The 26,602-nt window shown below is 64.3% G+C and carries 23 protein-coding genes and 1 tRNA gene; 17 read left to right on the forward strand and 7 right to left on the reverse strand.

Features of this window, described 5'->3' with window-relative positions:
* Positions 1 to 90 precede the first annotated feature (90 nt).
* The 3 genes from CAL19_RS03915 to CAL19_RS03925 all read left to right on the forward strand — a co-directional run bounded on the left by CAL19_RS03915 (position 91) and on the right by CAL19_RS03925 (position 3,309).
* Positions 91 to 1,431 carry a replication-associated recombination protein A gene (locus tag CAL19_RS03915; RefSeq protein WP_094796393.1) on the forward strand — a complete coding sequence of 447 codons (1,341 nt, stop codon included), beginning with the start codon at positions 91 to 93 and terminating at the stop codon, positions 1,429 to 1,431.
* Positions 1,432 to 1,473: 42 nt separating this feature from the next.
* Positions 1,474 to 2,820, forward strand: a complete 1,347-nt coding sequence (gene serS / locus CAL19_RS03920) for a serine--tRNA ligase (protein WP_094796394.1) — start codon at positions 1,474 to 1,476, stop codon at positions 2,818 to 2,820.
* A 240-nt stretch (positions 2,821 to 3,060) separates the two neighbouring features.
* Positions 3,061 to 3,309 (forward strand): hypothetical protein, encoded by a 249-nt coding sequence (locus tag CAL19_RS03925; protein WP_026638417.1) that lies wholly within the window; start codon positions 3,061 to 3,063, stop codon positions 3,307 to 3,309.
* Between the two features lie 193 nt (positions 3,310 to 3,502).
* On the opposite strand, the gene CAL19_RS03930 is transcribed toward CAL19_RS03925, so the two are convergent.
* Positions 3,503 to 3,814 (reverse strand): virulence factor, encoded by a 312-nt coding sequence (locus tag CAL19_RS03930; protein WP_081745614.1) that lies wholly within the window; start codon positions 3,812 to 3,814, stop codon positions 3,503 to 3,505.
* A 341-nt stretch (positions 3,815 to 4,155) separates the two neighbouring features.
* Between CAL19_RS03930 and CAL19_RS03935 the strand changes: the two genes are divergently transcribed.
* Positions 4,156 to 4,356: a hypothetical protein gene (locus CAL19_RS03935; RefSeq protein ID WP_038851964.1), complete on the forward strand. Its 201-nt coding sequence runs from the start codon at positions 4,156 to 4,158 to the stop codon at positions 4,354 to 4,356.
* A gap of 34 nt (positions 4,357 to 4,390) precedes the next feature.
* Here CAL19_RS03935 and CAL19_RS03940 read toward each other — a convergent pair whose 3' ends face one another.
* Positions 4,391 to 5,098 carry a MarC family NAAT transporter gene (locus CAL19_RS03940; RefSeq protein ID WP_026638416.1) on the reverse strand — a complete coding sequence of 236 codons (708 nt, stop codon included), beginning with the start codon at positions 5,096 to 5,098 and terminating at the stop codon, positions 4,391 to 4,393.
* Between the two features lie 142 nt (positions 5,099 to 5,240).
* Between CAL19_RS03940 and chrA the strand changes: the two genes are divergently transcribed.
* Positions 5,241 to 6,446, forward strand: a complete 1,206-nt coding sequence (chrA, locus tag CAL19_RS03945) for a chromate efflux transporter (protein WP_094796075.1) — start codon at positions 5,241 to 5,243, stop codon at positions 6,444 to 6,446.
* A 43-nt stretch (positions 6,447 to 6,489) separates the two neighbouring features.
* Here chrA and CAL19_RS03950 read toward each other — a convergent pair whose 3' ends face one another.
* Positions 6,490 to 7,599, reverse strand: coding sequence for a DUF748 domain-containing protein (locus CAL19_RS03950; protein WP_170941497.1), 1,110 nt, complete (start codon positions 7,597 to 7,599; stop codon positions 6,490 to 6,492).
* Positions 7,600 to 7,875: 276 nt separating this feature from the next.
* Positions 7,876 to 7,966: transfer RNA gene (locus CAL19_RS03955), tRNA-Ser, on the reverse strand.
* 291 nt (positions 7,967 to 8,257) lie between these two features.
* On the opposite strand from CAL19_RS03955, the gene CAL19_RS03960 reads away from it, so the two are divergent.
* From CAL19_RS03960 to CAL19_RS03970, 3 genes are read left to right on the forward strand one after another with little or no spacing between them, the layout of a single operon-like run.
* Entirely contained in the window at positions 8,258 to 9,040 is a 783-nt protein-coding gene (locus CAL19_RS03960) for a 3-hydroxybutyrate dehydrogenase (protein ID WP_094796077.1), read from the forward strand.
* A 49-nt stretch (positions 9,041 to 9,089) separates the two neighbouring features.
* Complete coding sequence (gene yaaA / locus CAL19_RS03965; protein WP_094796078.1) at positions 9,090 to 9,860, forward strand: peroxide stress protein YaaA; 771 nt, start codon at positions 9,090 to 9,092, stop codon at positions 9,858 to 9,860.
* Between the two features lie 9 nt (positions 9,861 to 9,869).
* The gene (locus tag CAL19_RS03970) at positions 9,870 to 11,087 is read left to right on the forward strand and encodes an MFS transporter (RefSeq protein WP_094796079.1); all 1,218 of its coding nucleotides are present in this window, start codon (positions 9,870 to 9,872) and stop codon (positions 11,085 to 11,087) included.
* An 18-nt stretch (positions 11,088 to 11,105) separates the two neighbouring features.
* Here CAL19_RS03970 and CAL19_RS03975 read toward each other — a convergent pair whose 3' ends face one another.
* Positions 11,106 to 13,325: an FUSC family protein gene (locus tag CAL19_RS03975; RefSeq protein WP_026638410.1), complete on the reverse strand. Its 2,220-nt coding sequence runs from the start codon at positions 13,323 to 13,325 to the stop codon at positions 11,106 to 11,108.
* Positions 13,326 to 13,785: 460 nt separating this feature from the next.
* Here CAL19_RS03975 and CAL19_RS03980 point away from each other — a divergent pair, with 460 nt between their 5' ends.
* The 4 genes from CAL19_RS03980 to pssA all read left to right on the forward strand — a co-directional run bounded on the left by CAL19_RS03980 (position 13,786) and on the right by pssA (position 18,279).
* Positions 13,786 to 15,504: an acetolactate synthase 3 catalytic subunit gene (locus tag CAL19_RS03980; RefSeq protein WP_026638409.1), complete on the forward strand. Its 1,719-nt coding sequence runs from the start codon at positions 13,786 to 13,788 to the stop codon at positions 15,502 to 15,504.
* A 10-nt stretch (positions 15,505 to 15,514) separates the two neighbouring features.
* Positions 15,515 to 16,006: an acetolactate synthase small subunit gene (gene ilvN / locus CAL19_RS03985; RefSeq protein ID WP_026638408.1), complete on the forward strand. Its 492-nt coding sequence runs from the start codon at positions 15,515 to 15,517 to the stop codon at positions 16,004 to 16,006.
* A 63-nt stretch (positions 16,007 to 16,069) separates the two neighbouring features.
* Positions 16,070 to 17,086, forward strand: coding sequence for a ketol-acid reductoisomerase (gene ilvC, locus CAL19_RS03990; protein ID WP_026638407.1), 1,017 nt, complete (start codon positions 16,070 to 16,072; stop codon positions 17,084 to 17,086).
* A gap of 422 nt (positions 17,087 to 17,508) precedes the next feature.
* On the forward strand, positions 17,509 to 18,279 hold the full coding sequence (gene pssA, locus CAL19_RS03995; RefSeq protein ID WP_026638406.1) for a CDP-diacylglycerol--serine O-phosphatidyltransferase: 771 nt from the start codon (positions 17,509 to 17,511) through the stop codon (positions 18,277 to 18,279).
* A 15-nt stretch (positions 18,280 to 18,294) separates the two neighbouring features.
* Here the strand turns inward: pssA and CAL19_RS04000 are convergent, their stop codons facing one another.
* Positions 18,295 to 18,813 carry a hypothetical protein gene (locus CAL19_RS04000; protein ID WP_026638405.1) on the reverse strand — a complete coding sequence of 173 codons (519 nt, stop codon included), beginning with the start codon at positions 18,811 to 18,813 and terminating at the stop codon, positions 18,295 to 18,297.
* Between the two features lie 271 nt (positions 18,814 to 19,084).
* On the opposite strand from CAL19_RS04000, the gene rpsO reads away from it, so the two are divergent.
* The 4 genes from rpsO (at position 19,085) to CAL19_RS04020 (ending at position 23,745) form a co-directional block, all read left to right on the forward strand.
* Positions 19,085 to 19,354, forward strand: a complete 270-nt coding sequence (gene rpsO, locus CAL19_RS04005; RefSeq protein WP_026638404.1) for a 30S ribosomal protein S15 — start codon at positions 19,085 to 19,087, stop codon at positions 19,352 to 19,354.
* A gap of 90 nt (positions 19,355 to 19,444) precedes the next feature.
* Complete coding sequence (pnp, locus tag CAL19_RS04010; RefSeq protein ID WP_026638403.1) at positions 19,445 to 21,604, forward strand: polyribonucleotide nucleotidyltransferase; 2,160 nt, start codon at positions 19,445 to 19,447, stop codon at positions 21,602 to 21,604.
* A 136-nt stretch (positions 21,605 to 21,740) separates the two neighbouring features.
* The gene (locus CAL19_RS04015) at positions 21,741 to 22,466 is read left to right on the forward strand and encodes a hypothetical protein (RefSeq protein WP_026638402.1); all 726 of its coding nucleotides are present in this window, start codon (positions 21,741 to 21,743) and stop codon (positions 22,464 to 22,466) included.
* 61 nt (positions 22,467 to 22,527) lie between these two features.
* Entirely contained in the window at positions 22,528 to 23,745 is a 1,218-nt protein-coding gene (locus tag CAL19_RS04020) for a threonine ammonia-lyase (RefSeq protein ID WP_094796080.1), read from the forward strand.
* A gap of 8 nt (positions 23,746 to 23,753) precedes the next feature.
* On the opposite strand, the gene CAL19_RS04025 is transcribed toward CAL19_RS04020, so the two are convergent.
* On the reverse strand, positions 23,754 to 24,362 hold the full coding sequence (locus CAL19_RS04025; RefSeq protein ID WP_094796081.1) for a PIN domain-containing protein: 609 nt from the start codon (positions 24,360 to 24,362) through the stop codon (positions 23,754 to 23,756).
* A 320-nt stretch (positions 24,363 to 24,682) separates the two neighbouring features.
* On the opposite strand from CAL19_RS04025, the gene CAL19_RS04030 reads away from it, so the two are divergent.
* Complete coding sequence (locus CAL19_RS04030) at positions 24,683 to 26,566, forward strand: type VI secretion system Vgr family protein (RefSeq protein ID WP_094796082.1); 1,884 nt, start codon at positions 24,683 to 24,685, stop codon at positions 26,564 to 26,566.
* The last annotated feature ends 36 nt before the right edge of the window (positions 26,567 to 26,602 follow it).

Below are 26,602 nucleotides of genomic sequence, written 5' to 3' on the forward strand. Positions count from 1 at the left end.
CGCGCCAACATGGTGTAATGGGTGCTTTGTTGCACCGCGCAGGCCGAGCGGGTCGCGTCACCACCGCATGGCCGGTTGTATATCCACCGCATGAGTCCAGATCTCTTCGCCGCCGATCCCGCGCACCGGCCCTATGTTCCGCTGGCCGAGCGCTTGCGCCCCCGCACCCTGGCCGATGTTGTGGGCCAGTCACACCTGTTGGGCCCCGACAAGCCGCTGCGCGTGGCGTTCGAGTCGGGGCGGCCGCACTCCATGATCTTCTGGGGCCCCCCTGGCGTGGGCAAGACCACCCTGGCAAGGCTGATGGCCGATGGGTTCGACGCGCAGTTCATCGCCATTTCTGCTGTGCTTGGCGGTGTCAAAGACATACGTGATGCCGTGGCCACCGCCCAGGTGGCGCAAGGCCAGGGCCGCCGCACCATTCTGTTTGTCGACGAGGTGCACCGCTTCAACAAGTCGCAGCAGGACGCATTTCTTCCTTATGTCGAAAGCGGCTTGTTCACCTTCATTGGCGCCACCACCGAAAACCCCTCGTTCGAGGTCAACTCGGCGTTGCTGTCGCGGGCGCGCGTCTATGTATTGCAGTCGCTCAGCGCCGACGAACTGCAGCAACTGGTGGGTCGCGCGGTACATGCCCTGAACGAAGGACGCGACGACGCTGCGCCCGTCAGTTTCACCGACGATGCCCGCGAGCAACTGGCGGCATGGGCCGACGGCGATGCCCGCCGGCTGATCAGCGCGGTCGAAGTGGTAGCCGAATCCGCGCAGGCCGCCGGCCGCGACGTCGTCGACGCCGGCTGGCTCGAGACCTCGCTGTCGCAGAACCTGCGCCGCTTCGACAAGGGCGGCGATGCGTTCTATGACCAGATCAGCGCCCTGCACAAGGCGGTGCGCGGGTCCGACCCGGACGCGGCGCTGTATTGGTTCGCGCGCATGCTCGATGGCGGCGCCGACCCCAAGTACATGGCGCGCCGCCTGGTGCGCATGGCGATCGAAGACATCGGCCTGGCCGACCCGCGCGCCACTGAACTGGCCATCCATGGCGCCGACATCTACGAGCGCCTGGGGTCGCCCGAAGGCGAGCTGGCGCTGGCACAGGCTGTGGTTTACATGGCGTGCGCCGCCAAGTCCAATGCTGTATATAACGCCTACAATTCAGCCCGCAAGTTTGCCGCTGAACACGGCAGCGCGCCCGTGCCCCTGCATTTGCGCAACGCGCCCACCAAGTTGATGAAACAATTGGGCCATGGCCGCGCGTATCGATACGCCCACGACGAGCCGCATGGCTACGCAGCCGCCGAGCAGTATTTTCCCGATGGCATCAAGGCCACGTTCTATCGGCCTACCGATCGCGGACTGGAGGCTAAAATCCAGCAAAAGCTGGCGTTCCTGCGCGAACTCGATGCCCAGGAACGGGCGCGGAAACGATAGCCGCGCGCCCGCCGCCTCTACTCACACTTGAACACTTCGTCCATGTTAGATCCCACCCTGCTGCGCAAAGACCTGCAAACCGTCGTCAGCCGCCTTAAAGCCCGCGGCGTCGACTTCGATACGGAACAGTTCAACGAACTCGAATCGCGCCGCAAGGCCGTGCAAACCGAGACCGAATCCTTGCAGGCGCGCCGCAATGCGCTGGCCAAGCAGATCGGCCAGCTCAAGGCGCAAGGCCAGGATGCATCCGCCGTCATGGCCGAATCCCAGGCCATACCCGCGCGCCTGAAGCAGCTCGAGGAAGATCTCGCATCGGTGCAGCAGTCGCTCAACGAAATGCTGATGGCCGTGCCCAATCTGCCGCATGCCAGCGTGCCGATCGGCGCGTCGGCCGACGACAACGTCGAAGTGCGCCGTTGGCTGCCCGGCCAGCCGGGTGCCGACGGCAACCCGCCGCCGCTGCCGTTCGACCCCAAAGACCATGTCGCGCTGGGCGAGCCCCTGGGGCTTGATTTCGACACCGCTGCAAAGCTGTCGGGGGCGCGCTTTTCGTTCATGCGCGGCCCGGTCGCGCGCCTGCACCGCGCCCTGGCGCAGTTCATGCTGGACGTACAGACCGGCCAGCATGGCTATACCGAGTGCTACACGCCCTACATCGTCAACAGTTCCACGCTGTTCGGCACCGGGCAGCTGCCCAAGTTCAAGGACGACATGTTCTTCGTCACCAAGGGCGGCGACGACGACGCGCCCAAAGTCGACGAACGGGGCAACGTGCTGGCCCGCGAAGACCAGTACCTGATCTCTACTTCGGAAATCACGCTGACCAGCGTGGCCCGCGACAGCATCATCGCGCAGGCCGACCTGCCGCTGCGCCTGACCGCCCATACGCCTTGCTTCCGTTCCGAGGCCGGCAGCGGCGGCCGCGACACGCGCGGCATGATACGGCAGCATCAGTTCGACAAGGTCGAAATGGTGCAGATCACCCATCCCGATGCGTCGTACGACACGCTCGAAGAGATGGTGGGCCATGCCGAGCACGTGCTGCAATTGCTCGAACTGCCTTACCGGGTCGTGCTGCTGTGCACGGGCGACATGGGTTTCGGCTCGGCCAAGACCTACGACCTCGAGGTCTGGCTGCCGGCACAGAACACCTGGCGCGAGATTTCGTCGGTATCCAACTGCGAAACCTTCCAGGCACGCCGCATGCAGGCGCGCTTCCGGGGGGCGCAAGGCAAGCCCGATTACGTGCATACGCTCAACGGGTCGGGCCTGGCGGTGGGCCGCGCACTGGTGGCCGTGCTCGAAAACCACCAACAGGCCGATGGCAGTGTCCTGGTGCCCAAGGTGCTGCAGCCCTATATGGGCGGGCTTACCGTGCTGCAACCCTGACACTCCGGCAGCCCGCCTTCCAACGGAGCCGCGTGGCTCCGTTTTTATTTGGGGGACTGATGGTGGATTGCTGGCCCGCGCCGTTGTAATGTTGCGGTCTTGTTAACAAATTATGCTGGCGTCAATCCTTGGTCTTTGATGTCAGCAAATGTACGTGACTAAAAAAGGGCCGCATCTTTAGGGCACAATATGCGCCGATGCGTGTACCGGATGTTCGTCAATGATGGGGAGATGATTGACATGAGTTCAAGGATGATCGGTGATTTTCGTGTCCGATGTGATGTCGTGGAAGACGGCTCGCAGGGCTACCAGGTGCTAATCTGGACGCGCCGCGTTGGCGGCAACGCCCCCGAAAAGAGCTGGACGATACCCGGCCAGCAGCCGTTCGCAACCCGTTCCGAAGCCGAGCAGCATTGCCTGCAGGTGTTCGAGGGCATTAATGGAGTGCGTTTCAATGGTGAACCTGAATTTGCTCACACGTCCGCATAACGGTTGGTGGCGGGCGCCCAGCAGTCCGCGGCGCAGGCCCGATTCCGTGCCGGCCGCCGCTCGGCCGGAAAAACCCGGCGTGTGCCGGTAAACCGGCTTGCGCCACCCGCCGCATCCGGCGAAACGGCGCGGTGGGATGCAAGAAGGGCGGCATAAAGCCGCCCTTTTTCATTGATATCGATACGGCGCCCGGTCAGCGCTTGTGGTGGTGATGATGATGGCCCTTGTGGCTGTGCTTCCAGTGTTTCTTGTGCTTGTGGTGGCCCTTGTGTCCGCCGTAGTAAACCGGCACAGGGTGCACGTACCGGGGGCGATACACCGGAACGGGGTGGTAGTGCACAGGGGGCGGGGGCGCCACATATACCGGCTGTGGAGCCACATACACCGGTGCGCCGTACACAACACCCGGAATACCGATCGACACACCGATGTCTACACGGGCCATCGCCGCGCTTGCCATCAGCAGCCCAGCGGCGCCGACTCCCGCTATAAACCACTTCTTCATGGGTACCTGCCCTTGCTGCGCAAGCAGCCGAGTTGAATGACGGTCTCATTGTCGGCCATAGTCTTGCAACATTCATGAACAGGACGGCTGCAATGGCGACAAACCGCAACACCCGCCCGCGCGGCGCATCCGCCCATTGCTGTGTTGCAGCATTCATGCGGCCCAGAGGGCAATGCCAGGCTTGAAATCAGCTGAAATTAGCGCCCGCCGTCGGCGGCGGGCCCGCCAGGTTACATCTGCTCACCAAGGGGCGTGCCAGGCTTGCTGCAAGAACCAGGTTCGGTGTTGCGGGGCCGCCGCATCCGGGACTTCATGAGGGACTTTGTCGATATACTGCCTTCATGCAAAACGAAATCCATGATCTCAAGCCGGGCTATTACTGGTACACCATGGCGAACGACCCGCTGGCCGTCATACATATCCATGACGACGGAGGCGCGAGCCTGATGGGCACCGATTTCCGCCTGGACGCCCAGGGTGTGGCGCAGATGATTCAACAAGGCGAGCGCTTCTTCTGGATCGAGCCGCCGGCCGTGCCGTAAGCTGCGCGGTCGTCAGCCGCGTCGCCGCGGCTTTTCAACCCAGGGGTGTTCTGCCCACCAGTTCGAAAATGCCATCGATGACGAACTGCACGCCCAGGCAAACCAGCAAGAACCCCATCACGCGCGCCACGGCATCGATGCCGGATTCACCCAGCACATGCACCACGCGTTCGGCGCTGCGCAGGCAAATCCAGAACAACAGCGCCAACAATATCGCCACAGTGATCGCGGCCAGGTGGTGCAGAAACAGCATGCCGTCGCCATGGCTGCGCAGCGTCGAGGTGCCGCTGATGATCAGTGCGATCGTGCCCGGGCCTGCGGTGCCGGGCATTGCAAGCGGAATAAAGGCGATATCGCGCGGCTTGGGGCGTATGGGGCCGCGCGGCGTCTGTACTTGCAGATCGGGTTCGCTGGGCGCCATGTCCAGCTGCACGGCGGTTTCGCTCGGAGTCGTAGCGGGAAACAGCATGCCAAAGCCCAGGTAGGCCACGATAAGCCCGCCGGCGATGCGCAGGCCGGGTATCGAAATGCCCAGCCCGGACATGATGGCGTTGCCGGCGTAGAAGCACACCAGCAGGATGGCGGCCACGTAGAGGGTGGCGCGGTCGATCTGACGATTGCGTTCTTCGGTGGTGTAGCCCTGGCTCAGCGCCAGCAGCAAAGTGGCGCTGGCCAGCGGGTTGGCCACGGGCAGCAGGGCCACCAGGCCCAGCCCGACGTACTTGAGATATTCGAGTAACAAGCGGACTCCTGGCGTAAAGACGGCGGCCGATGCGGCCGGGCGGGGCGCATGCGGTCATCGTATCACCTGGTGTGCCCGCCGACATGCGGCGGTCATGTCAGTTCGGTTAGCATGGCGGCGTTCCGGCCAATCCACGATATCTATGTCCGCCACCGCAATGCGCGACTCCGCCTGGGCGGTGTTCCTGGTTTTTCTGCGCCTGGGCCTTACGTCATTCGGCGGGCCGGTGGCCCACCTGGGTTATTTCCATGCCGAATTCGTGGCGCGCCGGCGCTGGCTGGGCGAAAGCGCCTATGCGGACCTCGTGGCGCTATGCCAGTTCCTGCCCGGGCCGGCCAGCAGCCAGGTAGGCATGGCCCTGGGCCTGTCACGCGCCGGATACCGCGGCGCGCTGGCCGCCTGGGCCGGATTCACCTTGCCTTCAGCCGTACTGCTGGTGTTGTTTGCCCTGGGAGTCTCGCATTTGGGGCAGGCCCTGCCGCCGGGCCTGCTGCACGGGTTGAAAGTGGCCGCAGTCGCCGTCGTGGCGCAGGCCGTATGGAACATGGCCCGCTCGCTCTGCACCACGGGGCGCACCATCGGCATCATGGTCGCGGCAGCCTGGGCGGCCACGCTGCTGCCGTACGCCTGGGTCCAGGTGGCCATACTGGCGGTCGCGGGCCTGGTCGGCCGCCTGTGGCTGGCCCCGTCCGGCCCGCCTGGCACACAGGCACTGCCTGTCCCCATCGGGCGTCGCGCCGGCGCCGGGTGGCTGCTTGTATTCGCTGTCTTGCTCGTCGGCCTGCCGATGGCGGCAGCATTGCATCCGGACCATGTGCTGGCGCTTGCCGATGCCTTCTATCGCGCAGGATCGCTGGTATTCGGCGGCGGGCACGTCGTGCTGCCATTGCTGCAGGCGGAAGTTGTGCCGCCCGGCTGGGTGGATAACGACGTGTTCCTGGCCGGCTACGGCGCCGCCCAGGCCGTGCCGGGGCCGCTATTCACGTTCGCCGCGTTTATCGGCGCTTCGCTGCCGGGCCAGCCGTCGGGCTGGGCGGGCGCCGCGCTGTGCCTGGCGGCTATTTTTCTTCCGTCGTTCCTGCTGGTGGCCGGAGCCCTGCCGTACTGGGAACGCGTGCGGCATGGCGCCGGCGTGCGCGCCGCGCTGGCGGGAATCAATGCGGCGGTGGTGGGTCTGTTGGCGGCAGCGCTGTACCACCCCGTATGGACCAGCGCGATACTGCGCCCGACGGATTATGTCCTGGCCCTGCTGGCCGTGATGGCATTGGCGGCATGGCGGTTGCCGGCGTGGTTGGTAGTTGCCGGATGCGCCGTGCTGGGTGCGCTTTCGGCCGCCTGGCTTCCCTAGGCGCTCGCCGGCGTTGGGTCGGCGCCGCTGGCCCGAACCTCGGCTACTTCTGCTCCACCAGGTTCGACAGGGCGTTGCCAAGTTCCTGCACCGCGCCCCCCACACCTTCGGCGACACCCTTGGCGCTGACGCCGATGGCCTTGGCCAGCCCGCCCATCAGGCGCATCGAGATGTTGTCATCCAGCGAAAACTTCGGATCGTCCAGATTGCCCGTCAGCGTAAAGTCGAACGCGACCTCGCCATTGCGGTCCTCCAGTGCGGCGAGCACCGCCTTGCGCGGCAGCGACGCCAGCGTATCGCCCTTGCCGCCGAATTTCAGGCCGTGCAGTTCAAGATGGCCGGCGGCATTCAATTGGCGCTTCTGGATGCGCGTGCGCATGTCCAGATCAACCGTGCCGCCTGTCATCGTGGCGCCCGAGCCCTTGTACAAGTAGGGTGCCAACGCCGGCACGGCCACGCCGGCCAGGCGGTTGCGCACGTCGGCATCCCGGCTGGCCGCGGCCAGCCAGCCATCGACCTCCACCGTGCCGGTATGCGTCCTGGCCGGCACGCGGCCGGTTACTTGCAGCAACGTGCGCTCATCGCGCTTGGGAAAATACAGCGGGCCGATCTGCGCCTGCATCTGGTTCAATGACACCTTGTGGGCAGGCTTTGACACAATGGCGTCGTAATAATCCACTTCGCCATTGCGCAATGTGGCTTTGCCGATTTCGGTTTGCCATTGCTCGGATGGGTCCTTGCCTTCGGCCGCGCTTTCCTGGCGTTTTTCGCGGGCGCGCGCGGTCAGGGTGGGCAATATTTCCAGTCCGTCCCGCGAGCGGCGCACCGACATGTAATAGTCTTCGACCACCAGCGTATCCAGTACCAGGCGCCGCGACACCAGGCTGCGCCAGTCCGGCGTACACACGATGCGGCGGGCGCGCAGCGTCTGCTCGGCGGGCCAGCCTTCCGGCGCGCCCAGCACCACATCGTGCAATACCACCTCTTTCAGCCCGACGTCGATGTCGGCCGCCCGCCCGGTAGTTCCCATGAAATCCAGGATGCGCGCCTCGACCACGCGCGCTGCCAGGTGCATGGCCAACGCGCCCGCCGCCAGCAGCGTCAGCAGGCAAGCCATAGCAATCAGCAGGATTTTCTTGTGTCTGGGGCTCATGGTCATCCCGCGGCGCGCACGCCATCGCGAAGGGCGCGCGCGCCGATCGTTGCCTGCAATTATTACGGAATACAGTGCGACAACAGCGCGTCAGCAATTTTCAGGCCTTGCCGCAGCTGCCTGGCAGCCGATGCGAAGCCGCCAAGCGTGTCCGCGTCTCCAGGCAGATGTTCTTGGTCAGGCGCCCATCGTGTATCCGCCCAAACAACAAAAAACCCGCAAAGCCTTAGCTGATGCGGGTCTTCTGGTTTCGCTGGACGCCTTGGGACATCCAACTGGCGGAGAGGGTGGGATTCGAACCCACGGTACGGGGTTACCGTACGCCTGATTTCGAGTCAGGTACATTCGACCACTCTGCCACCTCTCCGGTGTCCGATTTCCGTGCCGGGCAAGCCCGGTGGGACGCCGCCTGCGGCGCTGGGCGCCGTGGTCGTCTGGCAGACGTCCGGACCTTCGCTTCCGAAAAAACGAAGACCGCAACTATATCAGAAAATTTCCGATTGATGTTCGGCAAGGAGCGGCCGCCTTGTCGGCGGTGGGGGTGTCTGCCAAGCCCGCGCCGGGGGTGGGGCCTCGCGGGTGGATGCGGATCGCGCGCGGCTAAACTTGAGCCCGGCCTTCCCACCCGGGCGCGGCCCGATCCAGACAGGAGAATTGCATGCTCAAAGGAAAAGTCGCACTGGTCACCGGTTCCACCAGCGGTATCGGGCTGGGGATCGCCGCCGCATTCGCCCAGCAGGGCGCCAATGTCGTCCTGAACGGTTTTGGCGATGCCGCCCAGATCGAAAAGCTGCGCGCCGACCTTGCCAGCCGGCATGGTGTGCAAGTGTTGTACGACGGCGCCGACCTGTCGCGCGGCGACGCGGTGCGGCAGCTGGTCGAGAACGCCGTGCAATCGCTGGGGCGCATCGATATCCTGGTCAACAATGCCGGCATCCAGCACACTGCGCCGATCGAAGAATTTCCAGCCGAGAAGTGGGACGCCATTCTGGCGCTCAATCTGTCGGCCGTGTTCCACGGCACCGCCGCCGCCTTGCCCCACATGAAGAAGCAGGGCTGGGGGCGCATCATCAATATCGCGTCGGCGCACGGTCTGGTCGGTTCCGCGAACAAGTCGGCCTATGTTGCCGCCAAGCACGGCGTGGTGGGGCTGACCAAGGTCACCGCGCTGGAAACCGCAGGCACGGGTATTACCGCCAACGCAATTTGCCCGGGATGGGTGCGCACCGCCCTGGTCGAAAAACAGATCACCGCGCTGGCCGAACAACACCACATCGACCAGGACGCGGCCGCCCGCGAGCTGCTCGGCGAAAAACAGCCGTCGCTGCAATTCGTCACGCCCGAACAACTGGGCGGCACGGCCGTATACCTGGCGTCGGACGCCGCCGCGCAAGTAACCGGAACGACCATCTCGGTGGACGGCGGCTGGACGGCACGCTGATCGGCGCGTTGCGCAACAGACACAAGACTAACCAAGGAACCCCCCGAATATGTTGTTCTTGCTTTCCCCTGCCAAGAAACTGGATTACGACACCCCTGTTCATATCGAGCAGCACACCCAGCCTCTGTTTGTTGACCAGGCCGCGGCCCTGATCAAGGTGCTGAAGGCCTTGTCGGCGGACGAAGTGGCCGGATTGATGAGCCTGAGCCCGGCGCTGGCCGAGCTGAACGTGGCGCGTTACGCCGCCTGGTCGCGCAAGTTCACGCAGCACAACGCCCGGCAGGCCGTGCTGGCCTTCAACGGCGACGTCTACGAAGGCCTGCAGGCCGCCACGCTGTCCCCGGCCCGGCTCGAATGGGCGCAGGAACACGTGGCCATTCTCAGCGGCCTGTATGGCGTGCTGCGCCCGCTGGACCTGATGCAGCCGTATCGCCTGGAAATGGGCACGCGGCTCGCCACCCCCAAAGGCAAGAACCTGTACGAATACTGGGGTAGCGCCATCGCCGATTACCTGAACGAACGCCTGGCGGGGCAGAAAACGCCTGTCGTCGTCAACCTGGCGTCCGAAGAATATTTCAAGGCCGTGGACCTGAAAGTGCTGAAGGCGCGCGTGGTGCAATGCGTGTTCCAGGACTGGAAGAACGGCGCCTGGAAGGTGATCAGCTTTCACGCCAAGCGCGCCCGTGGGCTGATGGCCCGCTACGCCATTGAACACAAGGTAGGCAAACCCGAAGGCTTGCAGAAGTTCGACAGCGAAGGCTACGCGTACGATCCGTCGGCTTCGAGCCCCGACAAGCTGGTGTTCCGGCGCAAGGTCTAGGCGCGCGCCATGTCCGCAGGGCTGCGCGTCTTTCTGGTGTTTTCGCTGGGATACCTGGTTTCGTACTTGTTCCGGGGCGTCAATATTGGGTTCGGCCCCTATCTGACGCAGGAGTTCAATCTATCGGCGGGCGACCTGGGCACGCTGACCAGCCTGTATTTCCTGGGGTTTGCGCTGATGCAGATCCCGGGCGGGCTGCTGCTCGACACTTGGGGTCCAAGGCGCGTCAACGCGCTGATGCTGTTGCTCGCGGCGCTGGGCACGTTGGTGTACGGGTACGCCGACGGCTTGCCGGGGTTGATGCTGGGGCGCCTGCTGATCGGCGCCGGCGTAGCTGTCTGCCTGGGCGCGGCCTTCCAGGCGCTGGCGCAGAACTTCCCGCTGGCGCGCCTGCCGTTGGTCAACGGGCTGGTCATGGCCGTGGGCGGACTTGGCGGGGTGCTGGTCGGCTCGCCGCTGTCATGGGTGCTGGCGCGCAGTTCCTGGCAGGCCGTCAGCGTGGCGCTGGCGTTTTTCACGGTGGCCGTGGCGGCGCTGATCTGGTGCGGCGCGCCGCGCGAAAGCGCGCGTCATCGCCCCGTGCCGACGCTCGCCGAGCAGTGGCGCGGCACATGGGCATTGCTTTGCGACGCGCGCTTCTGGCGGCTGGTGTCCCTGCCGGTGATGACGGGCGGGGCCTTCTATGGCGTGCAATCCCTGTGGGCGCGCCCCTATCTGCATGATGTCAACGGCCTGGATGCCGCCTATGCGGCGGGGTTGGTGTCGTTGCTTGGCATCGCGATGATGGCGGGCAATGTCGGGCTGGGCGCTCTGGCGCGCCGCCTCGAGCGCATGGGGCTGGGGCTATACGGGTTCGGGGGCGCCTGTATGGTGCTTTTCCTGCTGACGCAGACCCTGATCATGATGCAGGCGCCCATACCGCTGGGCGTGCTGTGGGCCAGCTACGGCGCGTTCGGCTCGGCCAACATCCTGGTCTACGCGCTGCTGGCGGGCGAGTTCCCGCGCGAACTGCTGGGCCGTGTCGCCTCGACGACCAATCTGCTGATGTTCATCACCATCTTCCTGTGCCAGGTGGGCATGGGCTGGATCGTCGATCTGTGGCCGCGTACCGCGGGCAGCTATCCGCCCGCCGCCCACCTGGCGGCCTGGGGCGTGGTGCTGGTCCTGCAGGTGGCGGCCGCGGCCTGGTATTTCTGGCCCGGGCGCGCGGGCGCCGCGGCGCGCTAGCACGCGCAAACGCGCCGCTCAGGCGGCCGTCGCCACCGGGCGGCGCTGAGGCGGGTCGGCCACCGCGGCCAGTTCCTGCCGTATCTGCGTCGAGGCCCGCAACATCTGCTTCAGCGGGTAGGCCAGCGCCGCCAGGTCGCCTTCGGTATCGAATTGCGCGGGCAGGTTCGTCGGCGCCGGCCGGCGGTCGTCCAGCATGTCCACGATATCGACCAGGGCCTTGCGCATGGGCGGCGGCGTGTCTTTCAGATTGGCCAGCAGGGGCACGGCCGCAGTGATCTGCGAAGCCATGATGTGGTTCTGGATCAGCAGATTGTTGAACTCGGGCACATTGCTCTGGTGAGAGCGCGGCTCGCTGATCATGCGATAGAAGGCTTCGGCAAAATTGCTGAAGGCGATATGAACGTTCTTGCGCGCCAGGCGCCAGGCGATGTCGGCTTCTTCGGCCGAGGGCATATCGTCGGCCGGCGTCTCGCCGCTGGCCGACGCCTGCATGGCGCGCACATACTCCAGGCCCGTGCGCAGGTATTCGCGGTTGGCGTTGGTGGCCGCGCGCGCCAGCGGCTTCATGTAGCGCGCTTCCCACCAGGGCAGCACATAGCTGCATACCAGGGCAATGGCGCAGCCCAGCGCGGTGTCGAGCGCCCGCTCGCCTATCACTTCCATGGATACCGTGCCGGTCGCCACGAAGTGGAACACCAGAACCACGAACAATGTATTGAATATGGCGCTGGCCATGTAATTCAACTGCACCAGGCTGTTGCCCATGATGCATGCCGCCAGCAGCACTACGAACAACACTTCGGGCCGGTTCGTCACGCGGAACAGCGCCAGCGCCAGCATGCAACCGATCAAGGTGCCCACCAGCCGGAATCCGTTGCGCTGGCGCGTCAGGGCGAAACCCGGCTTCATGATGATGATGATGGTCAGCAGCACCCAGTAGCTGTGCGCGGCCGTCAGCTGCGGAGCCACCCAGCCGCCTATCATCGCCATGGCGATGGCCCCGGCCAGCGCCACGCGCACCGCGTAGCGAAAGTAGGGCGAATCCAGCCGCAGGTTGCTGGTCAGCATGCCCAGGCGCAGCTCCTGGCGCGACATGAACTGCGTCAGCGATTTATTGATGCGCACGGCGCTGGTGGGTTCGGCATCCGGACGCGCTTCGGTATGGGCCGCCAGCTTGCCCACGATGCGCGCCGCGTTGCGCAGGCGGCGCAGCACCTGCACGATCAGGGCCAGCATTTCGGGATCTCGCTCGGCCATGCCCTGCGCGCGGAACTGCTCGATTTCGTATTCGATCGCGCGCAGTTCGGCCTTCGTGCTGCTGCGTGGGTTGCTGTGCTTGCCGCGCGACACATCCAGCGCAATGCGGTTGAGCTCTATCGCCATTTTGGCCAGCGCGTCGCGCATGAATATCAGGCAGTCGTGGCCGGCAAGGCCGCGCCGCAATGTGGCGTAGTCGGTGTGGGTGGCCACCAGCGTGTCCAGCAGCTGCAGCATGTCGACGAACAGGTTCCACAGCATCACCTTCTCGGCATCGCGGTAGCCGTGTCCGCGCGGCAGGCGCCGCAACACGATGTCCCTGGCAGCCTGGTGCTTCTCGGTCATCACGGACTGCGACCGGATCAGGGCCGGGTAGATGTCGTCCAGGTCGGTGGCCTCGTCATAGAATCGGCTGCGCGCGGCCATGTAGTCGGCTGTGGCGAACAGGGCCACCGACATGGCCTGGCGTTCCTCGCGCAACCAGAGCAGCCGGCTGAAACCCACGCTGAACAGAAGATAGAACAGCGCGCCGCCCAGGGTGGCGGCGGAATGCGCCAGCACCTGGTCGGGCGTCAGCGGGCTGTGCATGGTCAGCGTCATGATCAACAGCCCGGCAAAGCCGATCAGCCCGCCCCGCTTGCCGAACACCGAGAACATCGAAAACAGGAAGCACTGGGCAATGACCAGCAGCCACAGCAGCAGGGGATAGGTCGAGGCGGCCCCGGTGATCGTGACCGCGGCGGTGGCCAGCGCCGCGCCGCCCAGCATCTCGTTGGTGCGATGCTGCTGCGGCCCCCCGGGCTGGTCGATGATGGCCAGGCATTGCGCGCCGAAGGTGGCCACCAGGCCGATGCTGTATTGGCCGAACACCCCGCCCAGCACCATGACCGGCAGCAGCATGCCCACCCCTTGCCGCACCCCGCCAAAGAAGTAGTGGCTGTACAGAAAGCGGGGAATGGCGGCGATGCGCAGGTCCATGTAGCGGCCGATGAAAGGGATGACGGCCCAAGTATAGAAAGATGCGACGGTTTTGGGGGCCGGATCGGTCGCCCGGCGGGGGCGGCGTGTCGATTTGCTACCGATGCCGCAACGCGGTAAAGTCGCTTTCTTGCGCCGGTGTGTCTATCCGAAGCCGGCGATCAGGCCAACGGGCTGCCCGGGCTACATTCCGGGTGCTGCGCGCCAGTAATAACTGCCGTTTGGCCGCGCCACAAGCGTGTGTTGCCAAGGCTTCCATTTCGACCTCCAGCGTCCCCCAGGGGCGTTTGCGCTGCGTTCCCGACGAACGCGTGCCGGGTCGGCAGGGTGTCCGGGTGGCGAGGCTCCGTGAGTCTCAAAGCGCCGGATCATGTTGCCGGTTCCGGTCCGGGTTCAGTCGCCGCCATATCCGGGCGGGCGACGGTCAGGAAAACAGAGCCGGTACTGAAAGGAATACAACATGGAAACCATAGGCGCCGATATCGTCGTGCGCTGCCTGGCCGAAGAAGGCGTCGAGCACGTTTTCGGCTATCCCGGCGGCGCGGTGCTGTACATCTACGACGCGATTTTCAAGCAAGACAAGTTCAAGCACATTCTGGTTCGTCACGAGCAGGCCGCCGTGCACGCCGCCGATGCGTACTCGCGCGCATCGCAAAAGGTGGGCGTGTGCATCGTCACCAGCGGTCCGGGCGTCACCAATGCCGTCACCGGCATTGCCACGGCCTACATGGATTCGATTCCCATGGTCATCATCAGCGGGCAGGTGCCCACTGCGGCCATAGGCGAAGACGCGTTCCAGGAATGCGACACGGTGGGCATCACCCGTCCGTGCGTCAAGCACAACTTCCTGGTGCGCGACGTCAAAGACCTGGCCGAGACCATGCGCAGGGCGTTCTATATCGCCCGCACGGGGCGGCCCGGCCCGGTGCTGGTCGACATTCCCAAAGACATCACGCTGCAACCCTGCAAGTATGTGCCGCCCAAGGGCGAGATCAGCATGCGTTCGTACGCGCCGGTCACCAAGGGTCACCAGGGCCAGATCAAAAAGGCCGTGCAGATGCTGCTGGCCGCCGAGCGGCCCATGATTTACGCCGGCGGCGGGGTCATCCTGTCCGATGCCGCTGCCGAACTGCAACGCGTGGTCGAGCAGCTGGGCGCGCCGTGCACCACCACGCTCATGGGGCTGGGCGGCATGCCGGGCACAAGCCGCCAGTTCGTCGGCATGCCGGGCATGCACGGCACCTACGAAGCCAACATGGCCATGCAGCACTGCGACGTGCTGCTGGCGGTGGGCGCGCGCTTTGACGACCGCGTCATCGGCAACCCGCGCCACTTTGCGCAGAACGCCCGCAAGATCGTCCATATCGATATCGATCCTTCTTCGATTTCCAAGCGCGTGCGCGTCGACGTGCCCATCGTCGGCAACGTCAAGGACGTGCTGGCCGAGTTCAGTGCGCAGTACGACGCCGCGCGCGCCGAGGTCAAGGCCCCGCCTTCGCTCGAAAAGTGGTGGCAGCAGATCGAGGTCTGGCGGGGCAAGGAATGCCTGAAGTACGCCAACTCCGACGAAGTCATCAAGCCGCAGTACGTCGTCGAGAAGCTCTGGGAAGTCACCGGCGGCGACGCCTTTGTGACGTCGGATGTCGGTCAACACCAGATGTGGGCCGCGCAGTACTACAAGTTCGACAAGCCGCGCCGCTGGATCAATTCCGGTGGCCTGGGCACGATGGGGGTGGGGTTGCCGTACGCCATGGGCGTGCAGATGGCCAATCCTGGCGCCGACATCGCCGTCATCACGGGCGAGGCGTCCATCCAGATGAACATCCAGGAACTCTCCACGTGCCAGCAGTACCACCTGACGCCCAAGATCGTCTGCCTGAACAACCGGTTCCTGGGCATGGTGCGGCAATGGCAGCAGATCGACTACGGGTCGCGCTATTCCGAGTCGTACATGGATTCGCTGCCCGATTTCGTGAAGGTGGCCGAAGCCTACGGACACGTGGGGCTGCGCATTGAACGGCCGGCAGATGTCGAGCCGGCGCTGCGCGAAGCATTCAAGAAGCACAAGGACCGCCTCGTCTTCCTGGACTTCATCACCGACCGCACCGAGAACGTGTGGCCCATGGTGAAGGCCGGCCGCGGGCTGACCGAGATGCTGCTCGGCTCAGAAGACCTGTAAGGAGGCGACCATGAAACATGTGATTTCCGTGCTCATGGAAAACGAACCCGGCGCGCTGTCGCGCGTGGTGGGTTTGTTTTCGGCTCGTGGCTACAACATCGAAACCCTCACCGTGGCGCCCACTGAAGACGCCACCTTGTCGCGCCTTACCGTGGTCACGGTGGGCTCCGACGACGTCATCGAACAGATCACCAAGCACCTTAACCGCCTGGTGGACGTGGTGAAGGTGGTCGACCTGACCGAAGGTTCGCACATCGAGCGCGAGCTCATGCTTATCAAGGTGCGCGCCGTCGGCAAGGAACGCGAGGAAATGAAGCGCATGGCCGATATTTTCCGCGGCCGCATCATCGACGTCACCGATAAGTCTTACACCATCGAACTGACCGGCGTGCAGGAAAAAATCCAGGCGTTCATCGACGCACTGGACCGCAGCGCCATCCTGGAAACCGTGCGCACCGGCGTGTCCGGCATCGGGCGCGGCGAACGGATCCTGAAACTCTGAGGCCTGCGGGCCTTGCATCCATCCTGAACTATCCAGAAATCGTATAAATCCGGAGCACACGACATGAAAGTTTTCTACGACAAAGACTGCGACCTTTCCCTGGTCAAGGGCAAAACCGTTGCCATCATCGGCTACGGCTCGCAAGGCCATGCCCACGCGCTGAACCTGCATGATTCGGGCGTGAAGGTCGTGGTGGGCCTGCGCAAGGACGGCGCCTCGTGGAACAAGGCCGCCAATGCCGGCCTCGAAGTGAAAGAAGTCGCCGAAGCGGTCAAGATCGCCGACGTGGTGATGATGCTGCTGCCCGACGAGAACATCGCGGCGGTGTATCGCAACGAAGTGCATGCCAACATCAAGGCGGGCGCTGCGCTGGCCTTTGCCCATGGCTTTAACGTGCACTACGGCCAGGTCGTGCCGCGCGACGACATCGACGTCATCATGATCGCCCCCAAGGCTCCCGGCCACACGGTGCGTTCCACCTACTCGCAGGGCGGCGGCGTGCCCCACCTGGTGGCGGTCTACCAGGACAAGTCCGGCTCGGCCCGCGATGTGGCCCTGTCGTACGCCAGCGCCAACGGCGGCGGCCGTGCCGGCATCATCGAAACCAATTTCCGCGAAGAAACCGAAACCGACCTGTTCGGCGAACAGGCCGTGCTGTGCGGCGGTACGGTCGAACTGATCAAGGCGGGTTTCGACACGCTGGTCGAGGCCGGCTATGCGCCCGAAATGGCGTACTTCGAGTGCCTGCACGAGCTCAAGCTGATCGTCGACCTGATCTATGAAGGCGGCATCGCCAACATGAACTACTCGATCTCGAACAACGCCGAATTCGGCGAATACGAGACCGGCCCCAAGATCGTCACCGAGCAGACCCGCCAAGCCATGCGCGAAGCCCTGGTCGCCATCCAGACCGGCGAATACGCCAAGAAGTTCATCCTGGAAAACGCCGCCGGCGCTCCCACGCTGACGTCGCGCCGCCGCATCAACGCCGAATCCCAGATCGAACAGGTCGGCTCCAAGCTGCGCGCCATGATGCCCTGGATCGCCGCCAACAAGCTGGTGGACAAGTCCAAGAACTGATCGTCCCACCTATGGTGTCTGACACCCTTCGGGAGTCAGACACCTTCCCAGCCAGGCAAGCCGTCCCGACGGTGCCTGACTCCCGAAGGGTGTCAGACACCTTCGCGGTCAGGGACTCAGGCACCTTCCCAGCCAGGCAAGCCGTCGCGACGGTGTCTGACTCCCGCAGGGTGTCAGACACCTCTCCGGCGCGGCAAGGCATTCCCCGATTACGGTGCCCGACACCCGCCCAGCGGGGCACAGTGCCTAAGCCCCGACTTGCGCGCCAAGGCATCCCTCGGGATGCCTTTTCTCTTTATGCCAAAATGGCGCGCCATGCCCATGGAAGCCGCCCGGATAGCCGTCCCGCGACCTTCCCCGAACGCCGCAAGCCGCTACGGATGAGTTAACCTTCCGGTTATCCGTCGCCTTATTCAGTGACTATGCCCAATTTCTCCATGCGCGATTCCGAGAATCGCCACCGCAGTATCTATCTGTTGCCCAACGCGTTTACCACCGCGGCCCTGTTTGCCGGGTTCTACGCCGTCGTGCAGGCCATGAACGACCGCTTCGAAGTGGCCGCCATTGCCATCTTCGTGGCGCTGGTGCTCGATGGCATGGATGGACGCGTGGCGCGCCTGACCAACACCCAGTCGGCTTTCGGCGAGCAATATGATTCCCTGTCCGACATGACCTCGTTCGGCGTCGCGCCGGCCCTGGTCATGTACGAATGGATACTGAACGACCTGGGGCGCTGGGGGTGGCTTGCCGCCTTCGTCTACGTATCCGGTGCGGCGCTGCGCCTGGCGCGGTTCAACACCAACATCGGCGTGGTCGACAAGCGCTACTTCCAGGGCTTGCCCAGCCCCGCGGCCGCCGCGCTGGTGGCGGGTTTCGTCTGGCTGGCCATCGACAACAAGCTGCCCATCGAGCACAACGTCATGGCCTGGGTGGCTTTCTGCCTGACGATGTACGCCGGCGTCACCATGGTGTCCAATGCAACGTTCTTCAGCGGCAAGAGCTTTGCCCTGGGCCGCAGCGTGCCGTTCTGGGGAATCTTGCTGGTGGTGGCCGTGTTTGTCTTCGTGTCCAGCGATCCCCCGGTCGTGCTGTTCGGGCTGTTCGTGCTGTATGGCCTGTCGGGGTGGGTAATCACGGCCTGGCGCTGGAACCGCGCCCGCGCCCGGCGCCAACACCAGGACCGCCGTCCCTGACCCCGTTCGCCGCCGCTACCACCAGCGGCGGTCTGCCTCGAACATGGGGTCGGGGCCGGGATGAAAACGCGTCACCTGCTGGCCGTCGCGGCCCATGTACACGAACATCAGCGAATTCCACACCCCCGACTGCTTGTAGCGGTACGACCACACCACCTCGCGCACGCTGGGCAAGCCGACCTGGTCGATTTCGGCGGGCGGTCCGAATTCGCAGCGCACTTGATCGGCCGTCCAGGTGCCCGTGGCCAGCAACTTGAAATGCGCGTCGGTAAGAATGGGCCGAACCTGGTCGATACGGCCGTCCGGCCCCACATTCGCGCCCCAGGCGTATTGGCCGTAAGGCTGCTGGGTCCAGATCACCCGCTGGCCGCCGTCGGCCATCGGGCAGGCGAAATTGGGCTGGCCCAGCTGCGACGTCACGCTGGCAAGGGGCGAGCCGGGGGGCACCTGGGTGGGGTTTGCGCAGGCGGCCAGGGCGGCGGTGGCGGCAATGGCCAAGGCGCGCCCGGCCAGGCCGGTCAGGTCAGAAATCATGCCGGTTCTCCGGTAGGCCGGCCCAGGGGCCGGACGGGGTGGCGGGTCAGTAGGGCCATTCTATTGAATCAGTTATAATCGCTGTCTGATTTGCCCGGCTATACCCATGGCCGGGCAAATTCAATATGTTGTCCGGTATCCATGCCGCCTTGCAAGGCGGCCGCCGCGACACTCAATGTAGCAAAAGCAGTACCCAAGCATCACGGTTTTTGCCGTTTTTCAAAACCACGGCTGGGCGCCTCGGCCCTGCCGCAAGTCAAAGAGGTCATACATGTCCGTAGCTGACATCAAAAAAGCCGACATCGTCGCGCAGTTTCAACGCGCCCAAGGCGATACCGGTTCCCCCGAAGTTCAGGTGGCACTGCTCACCGCCCGTATCAACGAACTGACCGGTCACTTCAAGACCCACATGAAGGACCACCATTCGCGCCGCGGTCTGCTGCGCATGGTCAGCCGTCGTCGCAAACTGCTCGACTACCTCAAGGGCCGCAATCCCGATTCGTACCGCGCACTGATCGAAAAACTCGGTCTGCGCAAGTGATCGACGGGGCAGGCTCCCCATGACGCAACCGTGGCCGGTGCGACATCTGTCGCGTCGGCCACGGTTTTTCATTTGTAAGGAATCCTCGTCATGTTCAATAAAGTGACAAAAACCTTCCAATACGGCCAGCACACGGTCGTACTGGAAACGGGCGAGATCGCCCGCCAGGCCTCGGGTGCCGTGCTGGTGTCGATCGAAGACACCGTGGTGCTGGCCACCGTCGTTGCCGCCAAGAAGGCCAAGCCCGGCCAGACCTTCTTCCCGCTTACCGTCGACTACATCGAAAAAACCTATGCCGCGGGCCGTATCCCCGGCGGGTTCTTCAAGCGCGAAGGCAAGCCGTCCGAAAAAGAAACGCTGACCTCGCGCCTGATCGACCGGCCGCTTCGTCCGCTGTTTCCTGAAGGTTTCTACAACGAAGTCCAGGTGGTTCTGCACACCGTGTCGGTCAACCCGGACATCGACCCCGATATCCCCGCCATGATCGGCGCCTCGGCCGCGCTGGCCATCTCGGGCATCCCGTTCAATGGCCCCATCGGCGCCGCCCGCGTGGGGTATATCGATGGCCAGTACGTGCTCAACCCCACCGCCGCGCAGCTGAAGTCGTCCGAAATGGATCTGGTCGTGGCCGGCACCGAAAACGCCGTGCTCATGGTCGAGTCCGAAGCCAAGCAGCTTTCTGAAGAAGTCATGCTGGGTGGCGTGGTCTACGGCCACGAGCAAATGCAGGCCGCCATCAATGCCATCCATGAACTGGTGCGCGAAGCCGGCAAGCCCGAATGGGACTGGCAGCCCGAAGCCAAGAACGAAGCCCTGATCGCCGCCGTGACGGCCGCCGCGCAAGAGCGCCTGGCCGCTGTGTACCAGGTGCGCGAGAAGCAGGCCCGCACCGGTCAACTGCGCGAAGTCTACGCCGACGTGCATGCCAAGCTGGCCGAGCAGGCCGCCGCTGCCGGCCAGGACGCTCCCGACGCGGTCACGGTCGACAACATCCTGTTCGACCTGGAAGCCCGCATCGTGCGCAGCCAGATCCTGAACGGCGAACCGCGCATCGACGGCCGCGACACCCGCACGGTGCGTCCCATCAGCGTCCGCCTGGGCGTACTGCCCCGCGCGCACGGCAGCGCGCTGTTCACCCGCGGCGAAACGCAGGCGCTGGTCGTGGCCACGCTGGGCACCAAGCAAGACGAGCAGATCATCGACGCGCTCATGGGCGAATACCGTGACCGCTTCATGTTGCACTACAACATGCCGCCCTTCGCCACCGGCGAAACCGGCCGCATCGGCGTGCCCAAGCGTCGTGAAATCGGCCACGGCCGCCTGGCCAAGCGCGCCCTGGTGTCGCTGCTGCCCCCGCACGACGAATTCCAGTACACCATCCGCCTGGTTTCCGAGATCACCGAATCCAACGGTTCGTCGTCCATGGCGTCGGTGTGCGGCGGTTCGCTCGCCATGATGGACGCCGGCGTGCCCCTGCAGGATCACGTGGCCGGCGTGGCCATGGGCCTGATCCTCGACGATGGCAAGTTCGCCGTCCTGACCGACATTCTGGGCGACGAAGATCACCTGGGCGACATGGACTTCAAGGTGGCCGGCACCCGCAACGGCATCACCGCGCTGCAAATGGACATCAAGATCCAGGGCATCACCAAGGAAATCATGCAAGTGGCGCTGGCCCAGGCCCGCGACGGCCGCCTGCATATCCTGGAAAAGATGCGCGAAGCCCTCGACGGTTCGCGTGGCGAGCTCTCGGCGTTTGCGCCGCGCATGCTCACCATCAAGATCAACCCCGAGAAGATCCGTGACGTGATCGGCAAGGGCGGGGCCACCATTCGTGCCCTGACCGAAGAAACCGGCACCCAGATCGACATCTCCGATGACGGCACCATCGTCATCGCGAGCGTGGACGAGGCCCAGGCCAAGGAAGCCCAGCGTCGCATCGTCGAGCTTACCGCCGACGTCGAAGTGGGCCAGGTCTACGACGGCTCGGTGCTGCGCCTGCTGGACTTTGGCGCCATTGTGCAAGTGCTGCCCGGCCGCGACGGCCTGCTGCACATTTCCGAAATCGCCAACTACCGCATCGCCAACATCAACGATGTGCTCAAGGTCGGCCAGCAAGTCCGCGTCAAGGTCATCGAAGCCGACGACAAGGGCCGCCTGCGCCTGTCCGTCAAGGCCATTGGCGGCATCGAGCAGCAACAGGGCGGCGGCACTGACGCCCCCGCGCAAGCAGAACCGCAATCTGAATAAACTTTGCGTTTCTTGAAGTACAAGGCGGCACCGAAAGGTGCCGTTTTTGTTTATCTACGGTACATTCTTGACGCGCCGGCATGCCGCTGGCCATCGCCACGGAGACCGCGTTGACCGGCACAGGGTTGAACCACGCATGAGGCAAGTACGGCTGGCCTTACGAGCCCTGGCGGGCGGCGTGCTGCTGAGCCTGGCGGCGGGCTGTGTATCCCAGCCCCCTGCGGTGGGGCCCAGAAGCGAAGACATGTCGATGGACCAGTTCGCGCAAACCGACTTCAACCGCACGGTCACGCTCGAAATCCGCGACAACCTCAACAGTCTGTACAGTCTGCTCGACAAGCTGTACCGCCGCAACCCGCGCGAATGGCAGAAGGCCGGCATGCCCGACCACGCCGCCGCGGTGGCGCGCGTAAAGGGCTGGATCACCCAGCGCACCCCGCCGCCCGGCCTGCAGGGGCTGCGCGACATCCAGATCCTGGCTGTGTCGCTGGACCCGGCCTATCCGCGCGACCGTGTCGCGGCATTCATCTATGGGCTGGCCGACACCCTGATCGCCGCACATGACGGCAAGACGCGCATGTACGTGTCCGACGTGCTCAACGCGCAGCACATCTACAACGCCGCCCGCAATGTCGAGGCCGCCGCCTGGCTGCTGGCCTCGCGCCGCGATGCCGGCGGGCAGCCGCTGCTGCTGGCCAACGAAATGTCTGCCGAGGCCACCAACCTCAGTTTCGAACGGGAGTTCGGCGCCATCATCGGCCGGCTGGACCTTATCGCCAACCTGCTCGGCGAAAACGCGCGCCGCGTCGGCATCAACTATGCGCAAGGGCTGCTGTTCTTCAATTTTCTGCCGGTACGGTAGGCCCCGGGCCCTGCGGCGGTAGCATAATAAGCACCCAGATCCACCGCGCACAGGACCCACAGTGATCGATCTTGCCGCCATCCAGGCTGCCCGCGCCCGCTTGCACGGGCAGGTGCACAAAACGCCGTTCACGCATTCGCGCACGTTGTCCGACATTCTCGGCGCCGAGGTGTGGCTGAAGTTCGAGAACCTGCAGTTCACCGCGTCTTTCAAAGAACGGGGCGCGCTCAATCGCATGCTGGCGCTCAGCCCGCAGGAGCGTGCCCAGGGCGTCATCGCGGTGTCGGCGGGCAACCATGCGCAGGGCGTGGCGTACCATGCGCAGCGCATGGGCGTGCCCGCCGTCATCGTCATGCCGCGCTTCACGCCCACGGTAAAGGTGGCCAATACACGGCGCTTCGGCGCCACCGTGGTGCTGCAAGGCGACACTTTCGATGATGCCAAGGCGCACGGCTATCAGCTGGCCAACGAGCGCGGCCTGGTCATGATCCACCCCTACGACAACGAGGCCGTCATTGCAGGGCAGGGCACGCTGGCCCTTGAAATGCTCGAAGACCAGCCCGACCTGGACACCATGGTCATCGCCATCGGCGGCGGCGGCCTGATCAGCGGCATTGCCACGGCGGCGCGCGCCATCAAGCCCGGTATCGAGATCGTGGGCGTACAGACCGAACGCTTTCCGGCCATGTACGCGGCCATGCATGGCGTGGACATGACGCCGGGCCACTACACCATCGCCGAAGGCATCGCGGTGAAATCACCCGGCGCCATTACCCAGGACATCGTGCGTCGCCTGGTCGACCGTATCGAACTGGTAAGCGAGGCCGACATCGAGCATGCCATCGTCGTATTGCTCGAAATCGAAAAAACCGTCGTAGAAGGCGCCGGCGCCGCCGGCCTGGCCGCGTTGTTGCACGACCAGGCAGCGGGGGCGGGGCGCTTTCGCGGCAAGCGCATTGCGCTGGTGCTCACGGGCGGCAACATCGACCCGCTGATGCTGGGCGAGCTGATCGAACGCGGCATGGTGCGCGCCGGCCGCCTGGCCCGTATCCGGGTCGACCTTCGCGATCTGCCGGGTGCGCTGGCGCACGCCACCAAGCTCATCGCCGACGCGCACGCCAACATCACCGAAGTGCATCACCAGCGCGCCTTTACAGCCCTGCCGGCGCGCAATGTCGAGGTCGATTTCGTGCTGCAGACGCGTGGGCCCGAACACATCGAAGAAGTGATCGCGATACTGAATGCAGCAGGCTTTGCGGCCAGCAACCACGATCACTGAACGCGCCGCTACCGGGCCTCGTGGCGCGCCACCAGCGCCTTCAGGCGATACAGCCGTTCGCGGTGCAGCGTGGCGCCCAGTGGTTCGGGTTCGCGCCCCAGCGCCACGTAGTCGCCCGGTACTGCCCGGACGGCCTCGTGCATGCGCGCGGGGTCGGCTTCCCACCATTGCGACAGAAGGCGGTCCGGCGTCAGCGCGTCCAACCCCTGGCGCCGCAGTTCCGAGCGATTGAAGTCTTTCAGGTTCCAGGTTGCCACCAGCACGGTGGGCGGTCGCTGCAGGCCGCAGCGCGCGCGCCGCGCGAGGCCTGCCGCGATCACGTGGAAATCTTTGGGATCGCTATAGCGCAAGCCGGTCTCGTACGCCTGCAGGTCGCCTTCGGACGCGAGCGGGAACAGCTGGTTCATGTCGGCCCATTGGGCCGCCAGCACGTCCGCGGGAATCGCCCACAGGCGCGCGGCGTTGCGGCGCCATTCTTCTCCGATCCGCTCGCTCCAGACGGGCTGGTAGAAGCCGGCGGCCGCCAGGCGCAACATCAGGCGGCGCACAATGCCCGACATCAGTACGCAGGCATCGAGCACCACAAATGGCGGCGAGGGGGAAGGGGGAGCGGGCATCACGGCGCCGTCACTGTAACAGGAACACGCCCCCCTTTTCTGGTAACAATAAATTGCGGGGACACACGGGTAACTGCACGCGCTACCGGCCCTGTCGGGCGCTTTCAAGGGCGGCCCGTGTCGTCCTGAAATAAACAGACTTGCGGCTTATAGATTTGTTGCATCTATTAGGGAAAACCGCCTTGAGGCGACGATTCTCTTCAAGTAGTTTGCGCGGGTAATCCCTAATCGGGGCAGTGTATCCAGGCTATATGACAACCGCGTGATCGCGCGGTTCTACGTGCGCTTGCCGCCAGGGCGAGTCGAGGGAGAGGTTTCGAGTGGATATTCCAAGCTTTTTTCAACAGCGCCCCGTCATCGCGCATACTCCCCTTGAAACCGCGCTCGTGTTCCGGCAGATGACAGGCCACGAGGGCCTGTCGCAGTTATTTGAATTCGATGTCGAACTGCTGGCCAGCTCTTTCAACCTGGATCTGAAGCAGTTGCTGGGCAAACCGCTCACGCTGGAAATTGCCACGACGATGCAGCCGCGCTATCTCAGCGGCCAGATAGTGCGCTGCGTGATGGTAGGACGCGAGAGCAACACGTCGCGCAATTATGTTTACAAGGTCACGGTAAAGCCCTGGCTGTGGTACCTGACCCAGACATCCGACAACAAGATCTTTCAGCAGAAATCGGTGCCGGACATCGTCAAGGAAGTACTGGGCGAGTACGGATACCCCTTCGAGATGAAGCTGACGGGCAGCTATCGTTCCTGGGAATACTGCGTGCAGTACCAGGAAACCGATTTTGCTTTTGTCAGCCGCCTGCTCGAGCACGAAGGCATCTACTATTATTTCAAGCACGACAAGGGCCAGCATACCCTTGTGCTGACTGACGATATATCGCTGCACGCGCCCGTGCCCGGATACGAATCGCTGCCGTACTACGGGCCCGATCGCGTTTCGACCCCGCGCGAAGAATACATTTCGATGTGGGAAATTTCGGCGCAGGTCACGCCCGATGGCTACGCCACGGTGGACTACGACTTTACCAAGCCCGGCGCCAGCCTGGATGCCGTGTCGAAGCGGCCCGGCGGTTCCGAGCCGGGCAACCTGGAGGTATTCGAGTGGCAGGGCGGCTTCCAGGAAGCGCAGCACGGCGAGCAGTATGCCCGCGTTCGCCTTGAAGAACTGCAAAGCAGCCAGGAACAGGACCTGGGTGCAAGCAATGCCCGCGGCCTGGCGCCCGGCTATCTGTTCACGTTGCGCAATCACCCGCGCAAGGCCGAAAACCGCGAATACCTGGTAGTGTCGGTGAACTACCGCATGAGCGTGGGCGGTTATTCCACCAACAGCGGTTCCGAAGAGTTCTACGAAGTTTCGTTTTCGGCGTTGCCCTCGTCGGTTCAATATCGCGCGCCGCGCGTCACGCCGATCCCGCGTACCCACGGCCCCCAGACTGCCCGGGTGGTGGGCCCGGCCGGCAAGGAACTCTGGACGGACAAGTACGGGCGCATCAAGATCCAGTTTCACTGGGACCGCTACGGCCAGCGCAACGAAAGCAGTTCATGCTGGGTGCGCGTATCCAGCCCCTGGGCGGGCGGCGGTTTCGGCGGCCTGCAACTGCCGCGCATCAACGACGAAGTCGTGGTCGATTTCATCGGGGGCTGCCCCGACCGCCCGATCGTGCTTGGGCGCGTCTATAACGCCAACAATATGCCGCCCGTGGAGCTGCCCGCCAGCGCAACGCAAAGCGGGTTCCGCAGCCAGTCGGTCTACGGCGACCCGTCCATGTGCAACAAGATGATCTTCGAAGATGCACTGGGCAGCGAGCTGGTGCATATGCGCGCGCAGCGCAACATGTGCGACGAGGTGGTGAATGATCACAGCCACACCATAGGCAACAACTACCTGGTTGATGTCTGCGGCATGTACAGCATTACCGCCGGGTCGCTCAGGGTGCACGTCAAGCAGACGACCGACCTGACTCTCGATGGCCAGACCACCGCCAATATGGGTCCGTTCAACAGAACTATCGAGGGTCCCGTAATCAAGCAGACCACGGGCGATGTGCAGACGACCACGAAGGGAATATTGACGGCCAAGCAGGACGGCGCCCAGAAGCTGACCGAAATAGGCGACGTCGAGCATTCGCTCACCGGGGCATACAAATCCAGAATCGACGGGGACGTCAAGATTGTCATCAACGGCAATGTCGGCTAAGCACCTCCGGATGGCAGCGCCGCGTGCGCGCGAACA

It is taken from the genome of Bordetella genomosp. 7 (assembly GCF_002261265.1).
Classification (GTDB): domain Bacteria; phylum Pseudomonadota; class Gammaproteobacteria; order Burkholderiales; family Burkholderiaceae_B; genus Bordetella_A.